A 17170-nucleotide genomic window follows, 5' to 3' on the forward strand; every position below is an offset into this window, starting at 1 on the left:
TGAGTAGTTGAGAAGGGGGGCACCGGCCGAAAGGTCGGTGCCCCCCTTCCGTACGCTTTGCGGTATGCGCCGTGAGTGGCATCAGCTCAGTCATCCCGGGGTCGGTAACCCTGCTCTGCAGACGTCCCGCCCGTCGACGAACTCCGCCGAGGACGAGGCTCTCGGCCTCGACCGGTGGCGCAGCCTGCCGCGCCTGCAGATGCCGCCCTGGCCGGACATGGGCGAGGTCGCCGAGGTCTGCAAGGTCCTCGACAACGTGCCGTCGATCGTCGCGCCCTACGAGGTCGACCAGCTGCGGCACCGGCTCGCCGAGGTGTGCGAGGGCCGCGCGTTCCTGCTCCAGGGCGGTGACTGCGCCGAGACGTTCGCCGACAACACCGAGAGCCACCTGCTGGCCAACGCGCGCACCCTTCTGCAGATGGCCGTGGTGCTGACCTACGGCGCGTCGATGCCGGTGGTCAAGGTGGCACGGGTCGCCGGGCAGTACACCAAGCCCCGCTCGGCGCCGACCGACTCGCTCGGCCTGCCCGCGTACCGCGGCGACATGGTGAACTCGCTCGAGCCGGACGAGGCGGCCCGCGTCGCCGACCCGCAGCGGATGATCCGGGCGTACGCGAACTCGGCCGCCGCCATGAACATGCTCCGCGCCTACCTCTCGGGCGGTCTCGCCGACCTGCACGGCCTGCACGACTGGAACAAGGACTTCGTCCGCGCCTCCCCGGCCGGCGAGCGTTACGAGGCCATCGCCCGCGAGATCGACCGCGCCCTCGACTTCATCCGCGCCTGCGGCATGACCGACAGCGAGGCGCTGCGCACGGTCAGCCTGTACTGCTCGCACGAGGCCCTGGCCCTGGAGTACGACCGCGCCCTGACCCGGGTCTCCGACGGCCGGGCGTACGGCCTGAGCGGCCACTTCCTGTGGATCGGCGAGCGCACCCGCCAGCTCGACCACGCGCACATCGACTTCATCAGCCGGATCGCCAACCCGATCGGTGTCAAGATCGGCCCGGGCACGTCGCCGGAGACCGCGATCGAGCTGTGCGAGAAGCTGAACCCGTCCAACATCCCGGGCCGGCTGACCCTGATCAGCCGGATGGGCAACGGCAAGGTCCGCGACGCCCTGCCCCCGATCGTGGAGAAGGTGCACGCCTCCGGCGCCAAGGTCGTCTGGCAGTGCGACCCGATGCACGGCAACACCCACGAGTCGAGCAACGGCTACAAGACCCGCCACTTCGACCGGGTCGTCGACGAGGTGCTCGGCTACTTCGAGGTGCACCGCGGCCTCGGCACCCACCCGGGCGGCATCCACGTCGAACTGACCGGCGAGGACGTCACCGAGTGCCTGGGCGGCGCGCAGGGCATCGAGGACCTCGATCTGCCGGGCCGCTACGAGACCGCCTGCGACCCGCGCCTCAACACGCAGCAGAGCCTGGAGCTGGCCTTCCTGGTGGCCGAGATGCTCCGTGGCTGACCTGCGTTCGGACACCGTCACCCGGCCCACCAAGGGCATGCGGACGGCGATGGCACGGGCCGCCGTCGGCGACGACGTGTTCGGCGACGACCCGACCGTCAACGCGCTCGAGGCCCACGTGGCCGCGCTCTTCGGGCACGAGGCGGCCCTGTTCGCGCCGTCCGGCACGATGGCCAACCAGATCGCGCTGCAGCTCGTCGTCCCGCCCGGCGGCGAGCTGCTGGCCGGCGCGGACGCGCACGTGGTGACATACGAGCTGGGCGCCGCCGCCGTGTACGGCGGCATCTCCAGCCGCACCTGGGCCTCCGACGGCGCCGCCCTGGACGCCGAACGGATCGCCGGCATGATCCGCCCGTCCGGCTACCCGTCGGTGCCGACCGCGGCGATCGCCGTCGAGCAGACCCACAACCTCGGTGGCGGCGGGGTCGTCCCGCTGTCCACCTTGCAGGATCTGCGGGTGGCCGCCGACAAGCACGGCCTCGCCCTGCACTGCGACGGCGCCCGGATCTGGCACGCGCACATCGCCGACGGGGTGCCGCTCGACGAGTACGGCGCCCTCTTCGACACCCTCTCGGTCTGCCTCTCCAAGGGGCTCGGCGCACCGGTCGGCTCGCTCGTCGTCGGCAGCCGGGAACGCATCGCCAAGGCACGGGTCATCCGCAAGCGGATGGGCGGCGGCATGCGGCAGGCGGGCATCCTCGCCGCGGCCGGCCGGTACGCGCTGGACCACCACGTCCAGCGGCTCACCGAGGACCACGAGCGGGCCCGGCAGATCGCCGAGGCGCTGGCCCCGTTCGGGGTGGTCGACCCGGAGAAGGTGCGGACGAACCTCGTACCGCTGAATCTGTCGAAGCACGACCTGGACGCGCCGACGCTGGCGGCACGCGCCGCCGAACGTGGCGTGCTGATCGCGGCGATGCTCCCCGGTCTCGCCCGGCTCGTCACCCACCTCGATCTGGACGAGGCAGCCGTCGACCAGGCCATTGATGTGCTGAGCGATTTGCTGGCCTGACCTTTATTGCACCACGGGAATCCTGTGGGCCCGGCCGGGGGCGACCGATACGTATCCCCGCTATGGCCTACACATCCCGAGCCCACAGGGCAAAAGCACTGGCCGCCGCTGTCGCCGTCGCGGCCACCGTCGTTCAGCCGTCCGCCGCTTTCTCGGCGGGCTCCCCGCTAGGGTCGGCCTCCGGGTCGATCCGGGCGGTCTCGGCCGTCCCGGTCGTGCAGAGCCTCACCCCCGCGGTGGGCTCGGTCGAGGGCGGCACGGCCGTGACCGTCATCGGATCCGGGTTCACCACTCTGGACCGTACGAACCCGGACGCCGTGAAGTTCGGTGATCTCCCGGCGGCCCGGCTCATGGTCGTGAGTGACACCAAGCTGGTCGCCGTCGCTCCCGCCCGGACCGCCGGCAACGTGCAGGTCACCGTCGTCAACGCCAACGGCCCGAGCGTGAGCCGGACCGCCTCGTTCGGTTACCGGGCGGCGCTGGCCGCGGCGTTCGAGGCCATCACGACGACCGCCACCGGAGGCGTCCAGATCCCCGTCGACGTCGTCGGCGGTGGTGCCGGCGCGACGTCGGCGGAGTTCACCACCCTGAAGATCACCGCCCTCGTCGGTGACGTCGCCGCCAAGGTGACCTGGGTGAGTTCCGAACGGGTGAAGGTCACCCTCCCGGCCACCACGAAACTGGGTTCCTTCCCGCTGCGGCTGGTGCAGGGCGGTTTCGCCGGGCCGCAGTCCGACGCGACCGTGACATACCTGCCCGGCATCACGTCGGTGACGCCCTCCGGGGTCGGCACCGAGGGCGGGGACCTCGTGAAGATCGTCGGAGCCGGGTTCGGCACTGTGGACCCGGAGGATCCGTCCGCGGTCACCTTCGGCGGTGTGCCGGCGGCGGACTTCACCGTCGTCTCGGACACCGTGATCCAGGCGGTCGCCCCGGCGGGCGAGGCCGGATCGGCGGCTGTCCAGGTCACCACCGCGAGCGGGAGCAACCCCGAGTCGGCGGCGGCCCGGGTGACGTACCTGGGCGCGCTGGGCCTGGACCTCACGGGCGACGTCTTCGTCCGGGCCGGCGGCGGCAAGCACCTCCTGGCCGTCACCGGTGCCACCCTCGGAGACAACGCCAAGGCCTTCGGCGCCTCGGGCATCAGCCTGCGGCTGGGCAAGACCAAGCTCACCGCGTCCTGGGTGGACCCGACGCACCTCAGCGTCACCCTGCCGCCCCCGACCGGAGACTCGGTGACCCTGACCCTGCTCAACGGCACCGTCAGTGCCGAGGTCACGATCCCGGTGATCCCGGTGATCACCAGCATCTCCTCGGCCACCGACACGATCGCCGGCGGGAAGAAGGTCACCGTCAAGATCGCCGGTGCGACCACGGCGACGGACTTCCGGTTCGGCTCGGCCGAGGCCACCTGCGAGGGCGACAAGAGTGTGTACGTCTGCGTCGTGCCGCCCGCCGACGAAGCCGGCCCGGTCTGGGTCCGGTTCACCTCGGGTGACGTGGTGAGCCGTTTCACCGAGACCGCGACCTTCAGCTACTCCGACCTTGACTGAGACATGACTCCCGGGAGATTGCACCCCATGGCGACATCGAAGAAGTCCCGTCGGACCGCCGGCCTCGCCGCGATCGCCGTCGTCGCGGCGACCGCCCTCTCCTCCGAGGTCTCGGCCTTCGCGAACCAGCGGACCGGCGCACTCGCCGACGCGGGCACCCTCGCCGCCGAGTTCGAGGACGGGATCCCGGCCAAGGCGTCCGGCGGCACCGTCATCCCGGTCACCGTGACCGGTGGCGGCGCCGGTGACACGGCGAAGGCGTTCGGCGCTCTGAGGATCACCGCGAAGATCGGCGGCGTCACAGCCCCGGTCACGTGGGTCGACGACAGTCACCTCAAGGTCACCGCACCGGCCACCTCGAAGGCGGCCGCCGCGACGATGATCCTGTTCCAGGCCGGCGTGGCCGGTCCCGAGTCGAGCGCCCGCGTCGGTTACACCCCGGTGGTGAACAGCGTGGCACCGGCGGCGGTGAGCACCGTCGGCGGTGCCACCGTGACGGTGACCGGAGCCGGGTTCCTCGGTGTCGACGCCGAGGACCCGTCGTCGGTCACCTTCGGTGACACCAGCGCGACGTCCTTCACCGTGGTCTCGGCAAGCAAGATCACGGCGGTGGTACCGGAGGGTGTGAACGGCCCGGCCCCGGTGAGAGTCTCGTCGACCGGCGGCAAGAGCCCGGTCGTCACCGGTAGCAACGTGGCTTACCGGGCGCCGCTCGGCATCGCCGGCGAACCGGTGGCCAGGATCAGCGGCGGGCCGGCTGTCCTGAAGATCACCGGTGCCGAACTCGGTGACGACGCCAAGGCCTTCGCCGCCGAACGCGTCACCGTGATGGTCGGCTCCCGGAAGGTGTCGGCCACCTATGTCGACTCCACGCGTCTGCGGGTCACCATGCCGGCCGCCACGACCGCCACGGTGCCGGTGAAGGTCGTGCACGACGGCGTCGCGGGTGAGGCCTTCAACGTCACCATGGTCCCGGTCGTGACCAACCTGTCGGCCAAGAGCGACTCGATGGCAGGCGGCAAGCGGGTGACCCTCAAGGTGGCCGGACTCAAGATCGACCAGGCCACCGGCTTCAAATTCGGTGAGAACCCGGCCACCTGCGAGAAGAAGGGCACCGGCACGGCCGTGACCTTCCTCTGCACCGTCCCGCCGGCGGACGCGCCCGGCCCGGTCGCGGTCACCTTCGTCGACGGCGAGGAGCGGGAGAGCCGGTTCACCGCGGCCGCGTCCTTCGGTTACACCGTCAACTGAAGGGCCCCGACGAAGCCGCGGATGATCGGATGAGGGTCCGTCCCGTCCCCGCTCAGCTCAGGCTGGAACAGGGTGGCCAGGAAGAACGGGTGGCCGGGCAACTCGGCCACCCGAACGTCCCCGGCCTCGTCGTGACCGGTGAAACGCATCCCGTGCGCGGCCAGCAGGCCTAGGTGGGCGGAGCCGAGACCGTAACTGCAGTGGTATCTCTCGACGGTCCGGGTGGCACCGAGCAGCCGCTCGATCAGTGAATCGGGTGCCAGGGTGACCGCCGCCTGATGCCCGGCCAGCGAGCAGGCCAGCTCGACGATCAGCTCCTCGTCGCCTGCAGGGCCGTACTCCGCGTGCTGGGCCTCGTGGAAACCGCAGACGTTGCGGGCGAACTCGATCATGGCGTGCTGGAAGCCGCCGCAGGTACCCAGGAATGGGATGCCCTCGGTGCGGGCGGTCCGCGCCGCGGTCAGGGCGCCCTCGACACTGCGATAGGGACTGCCCGGGATCAGCCAGATCCCGTCGAACCCCTTCAGCGCCGCCGGCTCCTCCGCGTCCGGCGTCGGGACCCAGTAGACGTCCAGATCCTGGTCCTCGCGGAGCGCGTCGAGGAGAACGGGAATGCGGGCGTGGGCGCGAACGGCCGGTGACCGATCGCCGACCAGGGCGATTCTCAACATGGATCCACTCTCCCGCCCGAACGAGATCAGGTCCAACGATGTCTTCTGCTGTCGGCATTAGCATCGCTGATGTGGAACCGCACCTGCTCCGTACCTTCGTGGCCGTCGCCGAGACCGGCTCGTTCTCCGCCGCGGCCGGGCGCCTCCGCTACACCCAGTCCGCGGTCTCCCAGCAGATCGCGGCCCTCGAGGCCGACCTCGGCACCCCGCTGCTGACCCGGCGCCCCGTGGCACTCACCCCGGCCGGCGAACGGCTGCACCGGCACGCCGCGATCATCCTGGTCCGGCTCGCCGCGGCCCGCGCCGACGTGACCCGCGCGGTGGCCCCACCCGGCCGCCTGGCCGTCGGGCTCACCCCGCTGGCCTGGTCGAAACGGGTATCCGACGCGCTGACCCGGATCCGGGCCGAGTCGGCCCGCCTGAGCAGCCGGGTGCTGGTCGCCGACCGGGACCGGATCGTCGCCGCCTCCGCCACCGGCGAGATCGACATCGCCCTGGTCGACGGGTTCACCGCGCCGAACGACCCGTTGCCGCTCCCGGTGGCCGGTGCGGTCCGGGTGGCCGAGGACGGTGCCGTGGTGGCGCTTCCCCGCGACCACCCGCTGGCGGGGCGTCCCACCCTGCAGCTGGCCGACCTCACGGAGGCGTACTGGATCGACGCTCCCGTGGTGTCGCCGCTGACGCACCTGCCGGTGGATGCCCTGCGGACCGGCTTGCGTTACGAGGGCGCCGACGTGGCGGTGCTGCTCGGGCTGATCGAGGCGGGACACGGCCTGTCGGTCCTGCCGTCCGGCGTGGCGCGCGGGGTCCTGCTGCCCCGCATGGTCCACCGTGTGGAGCTGCTGGCCACACCGGGCGCCGGTGTTCCGGCGACCCGGCTCAGCGAGCTTCTCGCAGGCCCTTGAGCAGGGCGATGTCCGCGGCGTGGCCCTCGTGCTCGACCGTCGGCGTCTCCACGATGATCGGGACGCCGGCGGTGGCCGGGTGGCTGAACAGCTCGGCGAACGGCGCCGTACCGATGCGCCCCTTGCCGATCGTCTCGTGCCGGTCCCGGGTCGAGCCGCACTCGTCCTTCGAGTCGTTGGCGTGGATCAGCTGGAGCCGGCCCGGACCTGCCGCCTCGATCAGCGCGTCGAGTGTCGCCGTCATGCCGCCCGGGGTGGCCAGGTCGTGACCGGCCGCCCAGGCGTGACAGGTGTCGAAGCAGACGCCCATCCACGGGTGGTGCTCGACCGCCTCAAGGTACGGGGCCAGGTCCTGCACCTTCGACGCGAGGCTGCGGCCACCGCCGGCACTCGGCTCGACCAGCAGTTTCGGCAGGCCCTCGGCGGCCGCCCGGTCGAGCAGCGGCAGCAGGGTCTCGCGGAGCTGGTGCAGCGCCTTCTCACCGTGCTCCTCGTCGACCGAGCTGCCGGCGTGGTAGACGACCGCGGTCGCGCCGATCGCCTTACCCCGGTCCAGGGCGTGCGCCAGCGTGGCGACCGAGCGCTCCACGGTCAGCTCGGTCGGCGAACCCAGGTTGACCAGCAGCGAGGCGTGGATGTACGCGGGCAGGCCGCGCTCACCGATGCCGTCGCGGAACAGGACGTCCTGCTTCGGGTCGCCCGGCGGCAGGGCCCAGCCGCGGGAGTTGGAGACGTACACCTGAAGGGTCTCCGAGCCCGCGGCGTCGACGTAGGGCAGGGCCGCCTTGGCCAGCCCTCCCGACGTCTTGGTGTGGGATCCGATCCGCTGACTCACAGGAAGCAGACCAGCTGGATCACGGTGTTCGGCGGAACCGGTGTGCCCGGACCCGGGTTCATCTGCCGGGCCGTCGCGTTGGGGTCGCCGTTCATCTGTGCCTGGAGTCCCATTCCCTGAAGTGCGGCCGCCGCCTCCTGGCACGGCCGGTTGGTCACGTCCTGCACGACGATCTGCGCGGGGCCCCGGCTGATCCGGAGGGTGACCTGGGTGTTCTTCTCCACGCCGGTGCCGGCCTTGGGTGTCTGGCCGATCACCTCGTCGGCCGGCTTGTCGCTGTCCTCGAACTGTTCGGCCACCTGCAGGCCGCGCTGAGCCAGGACCGTCCGGGCGTTGTTGATGTTCTGCCCGACCAGGTCGGGGATGGTGATCGGCGCCTTGCCCTTGCTCAGGATCAGGGTGACGGTGTCACCCGGCTTGAGCTCGGTGCCCGCCTTCGGCTCGGTGGAGAGGACCAGGCCCTCGGCCGCGGTGTCGCTGTACTGTCCCTTGCCCTGCTTCACCTTCAGCTTGATCGCTTCCAGCTGGGCCTTGGCGAATGCCAGCTCCTGGCCCTCGAGCTCGGGAACCGCGTGCACCTCGGGACCGAGCGACAGGATGATCGTGATGTTGTCACCCTTGATGATCTTGTCACCGGGGCCGGGCTTCTGGACCTTGACCGAGCCCTTCGGCAGGTTGGGGTCGAACTCACCGTCGCCGACGGTGACCTCGAACCCCTGCTGCTTCGCGTACGCCACGGCCTGCTCCTGGCTCATGGTGAGCAGCTGCGGGGCCTCGGTGTAGCGACCCAGCGTCACCCACCAGGTGCTGCCGAGCACGACCACGGCCATCACCGCGATCAGAGCGGTCAGCACGACACGGCGCCGGTCGTCGAAGAAGCCGGCCAGTCCACCGGCGGGAGCGGCGGCCCGGCGGTGCGGCGCGGTGCGGCCGCCCTGCTCGGGCAGCCGGGCCCAGGACGGCCGGTGCGACGCCTGATAGGTGCCGGCCGGGACCGGCGGCACCAGGGCGGTCGCGTCGGCCGACGGGACGGCCGGGACGATCCGGGTCGCGTCGGTGGTGCCGGGGGCGCCCGGGACCTGGCGCAGCAGCGCGGTGTCGACGTGTGTGACACCGAGACCCTCGCGGGTGGCCTGGACCTCGCTCAGGAAGGCGCCGGCGTCGGTCGGCCGGGAGCCGGGGTCGCGCCGGGTGGCCCGGGCGACGAGCCGGTCCAGCACCGTGGGCAGGCCACGGACGATCGACGAGGGCGCCGGGACGTCGTTGTCGACGTGCTGCCACGCCACCTCGACGGGCTCGGCGCCGTCGTACGGCACGCGGCCGGTCAGCATCTCGAAGAGCACGACACCGGCCGAGTAGACGTCGGTGCGGGCGTCGGCGTGCCCGTTCTGCACGAGCTCCGGGGCGACGTAGGCCACGGTCGCCATGAGCTGGCCGGTGTCGTCGACGGTGCTCGCCTCGATGGCCCGGGCCAGACCGAAGTCGGCCACCTTGACCACGGCGTCCACCAGGTCGGCCGAGCCTCCGCTCGGCGCCTCGGCGACCAGCACGTTCTCCGGCTTGACGTCCCGGTGCACCAGGCCCGCGCGGTGCGCGGCGGCGATCGCGGCGAGCATCTGCTCCAGGATCGCCAGGGCCTCGACCGGGCTCAGCTTGGTGCGCTGGCTCAACAGGTCACGCAGTGTCCGGCCCTGCACGAACTCCATCACCAGGTATGGCAGGCCCTGGTGGCGGCCCTGGTCGTAGACGGCTACGACGTTCGGGTGGGTCAGGCGGGCGATCGTCTTGGCCTCGTCGGTGAAACGGTCGACGAAGTGGACGTTGGTGGCCTGCGACGGGTGGATGATCTTCAGCGCGACGGTGCGCTCAAGCCGCTCGTCGGTGGCCCGGTAGACGGTCGCCATGCCACCACGGGCGACGCGACCGGTGATCCGGTAGCGCCCGTCAATCGTTGTGCCGATCAACGTATCGGCGACTGTGGTGTCCATCGGCGTGAAGTGTATGTGTCTTTCCAGTGGGGGTGACCCAGGATGTCACAGCTGAGTCCAAACGGGTACCCAAACCCGTGTGACCTGCACCGATTGACGCGGAACCCTTTCACATAGGCCGAAATTCCGGTTTTGTCAGCGCCAGCGGCGATGGTGATGACCGTCACTGTCTGTCAGGGATGCGCTCGGTTCGGCCGGGCTCGGCGAGGCATCGGCCGACGGGGATACGGAAGCGGACGACGACGGCGACGGGGCGGTGGGTGTGGGCACCGGCGGTGTCTCGCAGTCACACTCCGGTGAGCGCGAGGCCGGCACCGTCACCGGCCGGGTGTTCCTGCTGGTGACGGTCGTCGCCGGGGATGTGGCCGCGGGGGTCGGCGACGGAGCCCGTACGGCCGCGGGGGGAGTCGTCGTCCGGGGTTTGCGCCGATTCGCCGGGACGCCGCCCATCCCGGCCTCCCCGCCCGTCCCGGCCTCCGTCCCCGCCTCCGTCCCGGCCTCGGCCGGCAGTGCGGCGGCGACCGCGGGCGGCGGGGTGCCGGTCATCCGGTCGGCGAACACGGTGGTCGCGACCAGGTACGACCCGGCCGCCCCGCATGCGGCGAGCGCGCAGAAAGCGGTGATCGCGACAAATCGCCTCGGCGGCCGGGCGTCGATCTCCGAGGGCTCACCGGGCAGATCCACCAGTGATGCTCCGAACGTGCTCATCCCCGTGGAGGTGACGTCCGGCACCACCCCGGAGCCCGCACCCGGCCGATGGCCCAGGTCGTAACGGATCGAACGCCATAATCCGGCCATCTCGCCACGCATGTTCCGCCACAGGCTCATCAACTGTTCTCCGATCTGATCTGGCACGCTGTACCGGTGACCGAACCCGTGACTACCGGCCCCACCGACTGGATCACCCTGCCTGATGTGTCCGAAAAGCTCGGCTTGACGATCAGCAAGGTGCACCAGCTGATCCGCGAGCGCTCGCTCCTCGCGGTCCGCCGTGACGGCATCCGGGTGGTGCCCGCCGAACTGGTGGCGAACGCGACCGTTCTCAAGCACCTGCCCGGCGTGCTGACCCTGCTCCATGACGCCGGGTACAACGACGAAGAAGCGCTCCGGTGGCTCTACGAACCGGACGAGTCGCTCGGCGGCAACGCGGCCGTCGCCCTCGGCGGCGACCGTGCCCGGGAGGCCAAACGGCGCGCGCAGGCCCTCGGCTTCTAGATCAAAACCATCATCGGGTACGCGGGACGCGCGCCCGTTCTCAGTCGGTGACCCTCGTCAGACGGAGCGCCTGGTCGCCGCGGCGGCCAGCGCGAACAGCACCGCGCGTGCCTCGTCGTCGATCGGCGCCTGCTCCAGCGCGGACAGTGCCTCGCCGTTCAGCGCGTCGATCCGGCTCTCCGTCGCGGCCAGCGCGCCGCAGTCCCGGATGATCGCCCGCAGCCGCTCCACCCCGGCGTCGTCGAGCAGCGGGTCGCCCAGCGAGCCGTCCAGCTCGCCGCGGCCCGCCTCGTCCAGCGCGGCGAGCGCGGACGCCACCAGATAGGTCCGCTTGCCCTCGCGCAGATCGTCCCCGGCCGGTTTGCCGGTCTGCGCCGGATCCCCGAACACGCCGAGCACGTCGTCACGCATCTGGAACGCCTCGCCGAGCGGCAGGCCGAACGCCGCGTACGACGCGAAGATCTCCGGACCGCCCCCGGCCAGCGCCGCGCCCAGCAGCAGCGGACGTTCCACCGTGTACTTCGCCGACTTGAACCGGGCCACCTTCCCGGCCCGTTCCAGCGAGGTGTTCCCGGTCGCCTGCGTGTGCACGTCCAGGTACTGCCCGACGGTCACCTCGGTGCGCATCCGGTCGAAGACCGGCCGGGCCCGGGCCAGCTCGGCCAGCCCCATCCCGGAGGTGTGCAGCAGCTCGTCGGACCAGACCATCGCCAGGTCGCCGAGGAGCACCGCCGCCGAGCCACCGAACCCGGTCGCCGTGCCGCGCCAGCCCTCGGCCCGGTGCAGCAGCTCGAACCGCCGGTGCACCGACGGCTCCCCGCGCCGGGTGTCCGACCGGTCCATCAGGTCGTCGTGGATCAGGGCGCTCGCCTGCACCAGCTCCAGTGCCGAGACCGCGGTGACCACCTCGTCCGAGTCGGTGCCGCCGGCGCCCCGGAATCCCCAGTAGGCGAACGCCGGCCGCAGCCGCTTGCCACCGCCGAGCACGAACGCCGACACCGCGTCCGCCACCTCGGCCAGCGCCGGGTCGATCTCCAGCAGGTGGGCCCGCTGGCCGGCCAGGAACGCGGAGAGGGCCTTGTCGACGCGTGGCCGCAGACCGGCCGACTCGAGCGGAGAAGTCGTCACCCTTCGAGACGCTATCTCGTGCCGTGCTCACTCGTTCGACCAGATCACCCGCATCCACTCCTGGTCGGTAGGGTGGCGGGGTGTCTCTCGGTCTTCCCTCCCGGCTCCCCGGCACGCCGTCCGTCGGCGACCTGATCCGTGACCCGGCGCCGTCGTTCTCGTTCGAGTTCTTCCCACCGAAGACCCCGGCCGGCGAACAGGCGCTCTGGCAGGCGATCCGCGAGCTCGAGTCCCTGCGGCCGAGCTTCGTCTCGATCACCTACGGGGCCGGCGGCACCACCCGCGACACCACCGTCGCGGTGACCGAACGCGTCGCCACCGAGACCACCCTGCTGCCGATGGCGCACCTCACCGCGGTCGACCACTCGGTCGCCGAGCTGCGCAACGTCATCGGCCGTCTGGCCGGCGCCGGCATCAGCAACATCCTGGCCGTCCGCGGCGACCCGCCCGGCGACCCGACCGGTGAATGGGTGCGGCACCCGGAGGGCGTCCTCTACGCCGAGGAGCTGGTCCGGCTGATCCGCGAGTCCGGCGACTTCAGCGTCGGGGTGGCCGCGTTCCCCTACAAGCACCCGCGCTCGGCCGACGTGGAGAGCGACACCCGCGACTTCGTCCGCAAGTGCCGCGCCGGCGCCGACTTCGCCATCACTCAGATGTTCTTCGACGCCGACGACTACCTGCGTCTGCGCGACCGGGTCGCCGCGGCCGGCTGCGACACCCCGATCCTGCCCGGCGTCATGCCGGTGACCAGGATGGCCACCATCGAACGGGCCACACAGCTCTCCGGCGCCCCGTTCCCGCCGGCCCTGCTGACCCGTTTCGAGAGCGTCGCCGGCGACGAGGCCGCGGTCCGTGCCCTGGGCATCGAGACGTGCGCCGAGATGTGCGCCCGGCTGCTCGCCGAGGGCGTGCCCGGCATCCACTTCATCACTCTCAACCGCTCCACGGCGACCCGCGAGGTGTGGCAGCACCTGGCCCCCGCCGAGATCGCCGCTCCTGCCTGACCATGGCCCGGCCCGGCTCGTCCTCCGCAGACCCGTCTCCCGCCGGCTCCTCCCTTGGTGGCGCGTCCTCGTCCGGGGCGTCGCCGGCCGCCGGTTCGTCGTCGGCGGTTCCTGCTCGTCCGGTGGGCGCTGCCCGGGACACGACTGCCCGGCCGGGTGCGCTTCTCGGGTGGGACGAGTACGTCGCTGTCTGGTCGGGGCTCCATGGTGGCTTCGATCCGCGGACCGCCTCGGCCGTCGTCCGTGGGTGGGTGCGCGGGGCGTACCGCATAGGACTCGTTCTCGGCCGTAAGCGGATCGCACCACTGACGGTGACCGTCGCGGGGTTGATGCTGTGTCTCGCCGTGCCGGTGGTGATCGGGTTCGGCGGACCGGCCGGGATGGTGGCGGGTGCCCTGCTGGTGCTGCTGGCCGCGATGGCGGACGGGCTCGACGGTGCGGTCGCGGTGATCACCGGACGAGTCACCAAGGCCGGATATGTATACGATTCGGTCGCGGATCGCCTCGGCGAAGCGGCCTGGCTCACCGCGTTCTGGCTGGCCGGAGTGCCCGCCTGGCTGGCCGTCGCGACCGGCGCGGCGAGCTGGCTGCACGAGTATCTGCGGGCCCGCGCCACCGGAGCCGGGATGACCGAGATCGGCGCCGTCACCGTCGGAGAACGCCCGGCCCGCGTCTCGGTCGCCGTCACCGCCCTGATCCTGGCGCCGATCGCCGCGCTCCTCGTACCGGCCTGGGTCGCCGGCGTGCTCACCGCGGCAGCCGCCGTCTGGCTTCTGCTGCAGGTCATCGGCCTGGCTCAGCTCACCGTGGCGGTCCACGCCGCCCTCCGCTGACCCGCTTTCCGATCGCCCGGTCTCCTCGGTCCGCTCCAGCTCGCCGCGGCTTCCGCCTCGGGATTCTCCGGGACGCTCGGTTTCCCGTACCGCCGTGATGTTTATTCGGTTGTCGGTGATCGATGTCGCGCCTATTTTTTCTTCAGCGGATCCGGTCGGGGTGGAACGCCCCTGAGCTGTGATTTCGTGATTGTGCAAACGATTTTCCGGGGGTGACGAAATGAGTGCGGTTCTGGTTCTCAACGCCGACTGCGGGCCGCTGCACCGGGTCAGCCTCCGGCACGCGATCCGGATGCTGTTCCGTCAGGTCGCCGTGGTTCACGAGGCCCAGCCGGACACGCGGATCGGCGTCTATCCGGTGCCGACCGTGGTGCGGCTGGTCTCCTACGTGGTGACGCGGTGGCGGCGCGGCCGGGGTCCGGGCTGGTCGCGGGCCGGTGTGCTGGTGCGTGACGGGCGGAAGTGCGCCTACTGCGGCGCCGCCGCCTCGACCATCGACCACGTGCTGCCGCGTTCCCGCGGCGGCCGGAACGAGTGGCTGAACACCGTGGCGGCCTGCGAACGCTGCAACAACCGCAAGGGCGACCGAACCCCCTCGGAAGCGCGAATGCCCCTGCGGATGACGCCGTTCGCCCCGGTCTGGTCGGTGTTTCTCTGATCCGGTCCCGCCATTTTCGGTAGCTTGACCGGCTCCGGCAGGCGGATCACTCGCGTCGTGCCGATCGCCGCACGATCATTTCAGCGGCCGGTTTCCGGCCCGCCCTCCGGGGCGTTCTCCATCGACTTTCCTCCTTCGGCGGCCGGCGGGTTTACACGGGGACCCGTCGGCCGCCCCTTTCGTCGCGGACCCTGCCCACCGGGCTGTCATCACGGGCGGCCCTGTAACCACGGGCGGCCCTGTCATCGCGGGCGGCCCTGTCACCACGGGCGGCCCTGTCACCGCGGGCCATGCCCGAGGGCCGCCCTTTCGCCGCGGACGTAATCACGGGCTGCCCTTTCGTTGCGGGCGTGCGAGAGGGCCGTATCACCGGAGTGCGGGCCCGGCGGCGTCTGGCGCACACGGATCGCGGACTCGGCCACGTCACGCGCACACGCACGCCAGTCGTGCGACCCCGGTGTCGTCCCGGCAACATCCAGCGAACACAGACCGCCAGCGTGCGATCCAGCCTCGCTGGCAACCCCATGCCGCGCAGTTAACGGGATTCGGGCGGATCGTAAGTCCCTCTCCAATAGACTATTTCGCTATTAGTAGTTCAAATGTTATCCATTACTGCTTGAGCTGACGGCACGACACCTCATGGGCAGGCCACGACATCCGGGCCGTCGGCACGAATCCCACTGCCGTCCCCGGCGCCCCGCCCCGCTGGCCCCAGATGTAGTGAGTTCGCGACGCAGCCTGGCCGCAGACTCAGAAGGCTGACAGCCCTGACACAAAGCGGACGAAATAAAGGAAAATAGATGGAGTGCGCTCCGTATGCCTCCTGCTGTAGTGCGGCGGGAAGCCCTCAACTGCGCTGTGCTGGAACGTAGCCGGAGTGATCCGGCTGTCGTGGACCGTTGTTTCGGCGGGGCTGAGGCGGCGGTGGGGCGCAGCCGGAAAGGTCCGGCCGTCGTGGACTGCTGTTTCAGCGGAGCTGAGGCGGTGGTGAGTGACAGCTGCGCAAGGTCGACGGTGCTGGTTCGGCGGTGTGCCTGAGCGGACCGGTGACTGGTCGCACGAGGGGGTGGGGTGCGGCGGACGCGATCATGGGGCGGCGGGGGCTGGGGTTCGGGTGGCGGCGGGGTCGGCGGCCGGGCGGGTGATGGGGCGGCGGTTGCGGTCGCGTTCCAGCCACCATTCGGCGGCCAGCAAGGGGATGGTCCAGCCGAGCCAGGCGGTTGCGGCGGAGGCCACCCAGGCGAGCAGCCCTTCGTCGCCGTGGAAGGTGGTCTCGAGCTGCGGCTGCAGTCCGATGACGAAGATCGCGCCCCAGATGCGGTTGGTGATGATCGAGGCGGTGAGGGCGAAGCTGCGGATCATCCAGCGGCGGTGTTCGCCGAACCGGCGGTTCCGGGCGGCGCGCCAGCCCTTCCACGTGACGTAGAGCCAGACGACGGCGAGGAGCACGCTGCTGGCCCTGGTCGCGGGGCCGAACGGGGACAGCGATCCGATGGTCAGGGCAGCGATCCCGGCCGGCAGGACGCCGCCGAACACGTAGACACGGCCGGTCCGGCGATGCGCCACCGGGTGTCTGCGCCGGAACCACGGCCAGATCTGCAGGACGGCGGTGAGCAGGGCCACGCTCCCGAAGAGGACGTGTGGCACGAGCAGCCAGAAGTGGGCGACTCCGAGCTCCGGTGACTGCGGCACGCGGGATTGTGCGGGGTCGAAGCTCAGGTACGGCGGGATCGAGTACGCCACGAAGATCACTGAGACCGCCGCCAGCGGGATGATCCACGGACGTTGCCACCATCGGGTCATGTCATGCTCCTAACTGCGTATGAGATACGCATCGAGCGTATGGCATACGCAGTAAAGGCGAAAGCCCCTAGGATGAGACCGTGCCGAACGACATTCCCCGTACGCTCAAGGTCCTCTGGGGTCTCGAAGAGCGACGCACTCGCGGACCGCAGCCGGCGCTGAGTCTGGAACGGATCGTCGCCGCCGCGATCGAGATCGCGGACCGGGACGGCCTGCTCGCACTCTCCATGGCCCGGCTCGCCGAGCGGCTCGGCAGTGCGCCCATGTCGCTCTACCGGCACGTGGCAGACAAGGACGAGTTACTGGTCTTCATGCAGGACGCTGCTCCCGGAGAGCCGCCGGAGCTACCCGCCGGCTGGCGTGCCGGCCTGCACACCTGGGCGCGGGCGCTACAGGCGGTCTACTACCGCCATCCGTGGATCCTGCAGGCCTCGGCCGGCCGCCCGCCGCTGGAGCCGGGCCAGCTCGCCTGGCTCGACCGTGGACTGTCCGCTTTCGACGGCACTCCGCTCAACAGCCGGGAGCGGTTCCAGGCGGTGATGGCCACGCTGTACTACGTGCGTGGCGAGGCGCAGATCTTCGCGGTCCTGCTGTCCGGCGGTTCCGGTGTGCCCGGTGACGCCACGCGCTCCGCCGGATCCGAAGGCTCGGCCGACGGGTTCGGTGAGATCATCAGCGCCCTGGTCACTGCGGACCGCTTTCCGGCACTCGCGACGGTGATCGCCGACGGGCTGTTCAAGGTGGAGACGGAGGACGGCGCCTTCGATGCCGGGCTCGCCAGGCTGCTGGACGGCATTGAGCTGCTAGTGTCAACGCGAAGTTGACATTTCGGGAGCGAGTGGA

The 17170-nt window shown here is 70.9% G+C and carries 16 protein-coding genes; 11 read left to right on the forward strand and 5 right to left on the reverse strand.

Going from position 1 to position 17170, the window contains the following annotated elements; all coding sequences use genetic code 11:
• Window positions 1-64: 64 nt before the first annotated feature.
• The 4 genes from CLV67_RS10185 to CLV67_RS10200 all read left to right on the forward strand — a co-directional run bounded on the left by CLV67_RS10185 (window position 65) and on the right by CLV67_RS10200 (window position 5287).
• Window positions 65-1471 carry a class II 3-deoxy-7-phosphoheptulonate synthase gene (locus tag CLV67_RS10185; protein ID WP_106316925.1) on the forward strand — a complete coding sequence of 469 codons (1407 nt, stop codon included), beginning with the start codon at window positions 65-67 and terminating at the stop codon, window positions 1469-1471.
• Window positions 1464-2483 carry a threonine aldolase family protein gene (locus CLV67_RS10190; RefSeq protein ID WP_106316926.1) on the forward strand — a complete coding sequence of 340 codons (1020 nt, stop codon included), beginning with the start codon at window positions 1464-1466 and terminating at the stop codon, window positions 2481-2483. Before CLV67_RS10185 ends, CLV67_RS10190 begins: the two co-directional genes overlap by 8 nt.
• A 62-nt stretch (window positions 2484-2545) precedes the next feature.
• Window positions 2546-4036, forward strand: coding sequence for an IPT/TIG domain-containing protein (locus tag CLV67_RS10195; RefSeq protein WP_106316927.1), 1491 nt, complete (start codon window positions 2546-2548; stop codon window positions 4034-4036).
• A 27-nt stretch (window positions 4037-4063) separates the two neighbouring features.
• Window positions 4064-5287, forward strand: coding sequence for an IPT/TIG domain-containing protein (locus CLV67_RS10200; RefSeq protein WP_106316928.1), 1224 nt, complete (start codon window positions 4064-4066; stop codon window positions 5285-5287).
• On the opposite strand, the gene CLV67_RS10205 is transcribed toward CLV67_RS10200, so the two are convergent.
• Window positions 5272-5958 carry a CTP synthase C-terminal region-related (seleno)protein gene (locus tag CLV67_RS10205; protein ID WP_106317160.1) on the reverse strand — a complete coding sequence of 229 codons (687 nt, stop codon included), beginning with the start codon at window positions 5956-5958 and terminating at the stop codon, window positions 5272-5274. The genes CLV67_RS10200 and CLV67_RS10205 overlap by 16 nt on opposite strands.
• 71 nt (window positions 5959-6029) lie before the next feature.
• Between CLV67_RS10205 and CLV67_RS10210 the strand changes: the two genes are divergently transcribed.
• Window positions 6030-6863 carry a LysR family transcriptional regulator gene (locus CLV67_RS10210; protein ID WP_106316929.1) on the forward strand — a complete coding sequence of 278 codons (834 nt, stop codon included), beginning with the start codon at window positions 6030-6032 and terminating at the stop codon, window positions 6861-6863.
• Here CLV67_RS10210 and CLV67_RS10215 read toward each other — a convergent pair.
• On the reverse strand, window positions 6838-7698 hold the full coding sequence (locus CLV67_RS10215; protein ID WP_373873152.1) for a deoxyribonuclease IV: 861 nt from the start codon (window positions 7696-7698) through the stop codon (window positions 6838-6840). The genes CLV67_RS10210 and CLV67_RS10215 overlap by 26 nt on opposite strands.
• The gene (gene pknB, locus CLV67_RS10220) at window positions 7695-9686 is read right to left on the reverse strand and encodes a Stk1 family PASTA domain-containing Ser/Thr kinase (RefSeq protein ID WP_106316930.1); all 1992 of its coding nucleotides are present in this window, start codon (window positions 9684-9686) and stop codon (window positions 7695-7697) included. Before pknB ends, CLV67_RS10215 begins: the two co-directional genes overlap by 4 nt.
• A gap of 256 nt (window positions 9687-9942) precedes the next feature.
• Here pknB and CLV67_RS51785 point away from each other — a divergent pair, with 256 nt between their 5' ends.
• Both CLV67_RS51785 and CLV67_RS10230 read left to right on the forward strand, forming a co-directional pair.
• Complete coding sequence (locus CLV67_RS51785; RefSeq protein WP_170153799.1) at window positions 9943-10458, forward strand: hypothetical protein; 516 nt, start codon at window positions 9943-9945, stop codon at window positions 10456-10458.
• A gap of 74 nt (window positions 10459-10532) precedes the next feature.
• Window positions 10533-10901 carry an Rv2175c family DNA-binding protein gene (locus CLV67_RS10230; protein WP_373873155.1) on the forward strand — a complete coding sequence of 123 codons (369 nt, stop codon included), beginning with the start codon at window positions 10533-10535 and terminating at the stop codon, window positions 10899-10901.
• Between the two features lie 57 nt (window positions 10902-10958).
• Here the strand turns inward: CLV67_RS10230 and CLV67_RS10235 are convergent, their stop codons facing one another.
• On the reverse strand, window positions 10959-12029 hold the full coding sequence (locus CLV67_RS10235; protein ID WP_106316932.1) for a polyprenyl synthetase family protein: 1071 nt from the start codon (window positions 12027-12029) through the stop codon (window positions 10959-10961).
• An 80-nt stretch (window positions 12030-12109) separates the two neighbouring features.
• Here CLV67_RS10235 and metF point away from each other — a divergent pair, with 80 nt between their 5' ends.
• The 3 genes from metF to CLV67_RS10250 all read left to right on the forward strand — a co-directional run bounded on the left by metF (window position 12110) and on the right by CLV67_RS10250 (window position 14524).
• A complete protein-coding gene (gene metF, locus CLV67_RS10240) occupies window positions 12110-13033 on the forward strand; it encodes a methylenetetrahydrofolate reductase [NAD(P)H] (protein WP_106316933.1) in 924 nt (307 codons plus the stop codon).
• A gap of 122 nt (window positions 13034-13155) precedes the next feature.
• Window positions 13156-13866 (forward strand): CDP-alcohol phosphatidyltransferase family protein, encoded by a 711-nt coding sequence (locus CLV67_RS10245; RefSeq protein WP_239166276.1) that lies wholly within the window; start codon window positions 13156-13158, stop codon window positions 13864-13866.
• Between the two features lie 220 nt (window positions 13867-14086).
• The gene (locus CLV67_RS10250; protein WP_106316935.1) at window positions 14087-14524 is read left to right on the forward strand and encodes an HNH endonuclease; all 438 of its coding nucleotides are present in this window, start codon (window positions 14087-14089) and stop codon (window positions 14522-14524) included.
• Window positions 14525-15610: 1086 nt separating this feature from the next.
• Here the strand turns inward: CLV67_RS10250 and CLV67_RS10255 are convergent.
• On the reverse strand, window positions 15611-16327 hold the full coding sequence (locus CLV67_RS10255) for a DUF2306 domain-containing protein (RefSeq protein WP_106316936.1): 717 nt from the start codon (window positions 16325-16327) through the stop codon (window positions 15611-15613).
• Window positions 16328-16407: 80 nt separating this feature from the next.
• Here CLV67_RS10255 and CLV67_RS10260 point away from each other — a divergent pair, with 80 nt between their 5' ends.
• Window positions 16408-17151 (forward strand): TetR/AcrR family transcriptional regulator, encoded by a 744-nt coding sequence (locus CLV67_RS10260; RefSeq protein WP_106316937.1) that lies wholly within the window; start codon window positions 16408-16410, stop codon window positions 17149-17151.
• The last annotated feature ends 19 nt before the right edge of the window (window positions 17152-17170 follow it).

The organism is Actinoplanes italicus (assembly GCF_003001815.1).
Taxonomy (GTDB): Bacteria; Actinomycetota; Actinomycetes; order Mycobacteriales; family Micromonosporaceae; genus Actinoplanes; species Actinoplanes italicus.

What these genes read in the sequence shown, in the direction of transcription:
- CLV67_RS10185 (WP_106316925.1), top strand. Translation starts at nt 65, where the DNA reads ATGCGCCGTGAGTGGCATCAGCTCAGTCATCCCGGGGTCGGTAACCCT.
- CLV67_RS10195 (WP_106316927.1), top strand. Translation starts at nt 2,546, where the DNA reads ATGGCCTACACATCCCGAGCCCACAGGGCAAAAGCACTGGCCGCCGCT.
- CLV67_RS10200 (WP_106316928.1), top strand. Translation starts at nt 4,064, where the DNA reads ATGGCGACATCGAAGAAGTCCCGTCGGACCGCCGGCCTCGCCGCGATC.
- CLV67_RS10205 (WP_106317160.1), bottom strand. Translation starts at nt 5,958, where the DNA reads ATGTTGAGAATCGCCCTGGTCGGCGATCGGTCACCGGCCGTTCGCGCC.
- pknB (WP_106316930.1), bottom strand. Translation starts at nt 9,686, where the DNA reads ATGGACACCACAGTCGCCGATACGTTGATCGGCACAACGATTGACGGG.
- CLV67_RS10250 (WP_106316935.1), top strand. Translation starts at nt 14,087, where the DNA reads ATGAGTGCGGTTCTGGTTCTCAACGCCGACTGCGGGCCGCTGCACCGG.
- CLV67_RS10255 (WP_106316936.1), bottom strand. Translation starts at nt 16,327, where the DNA reads ATGACCCGATGGTGGCAACGTCCGTGGATCATCCCGCTGGCGGCGGTC.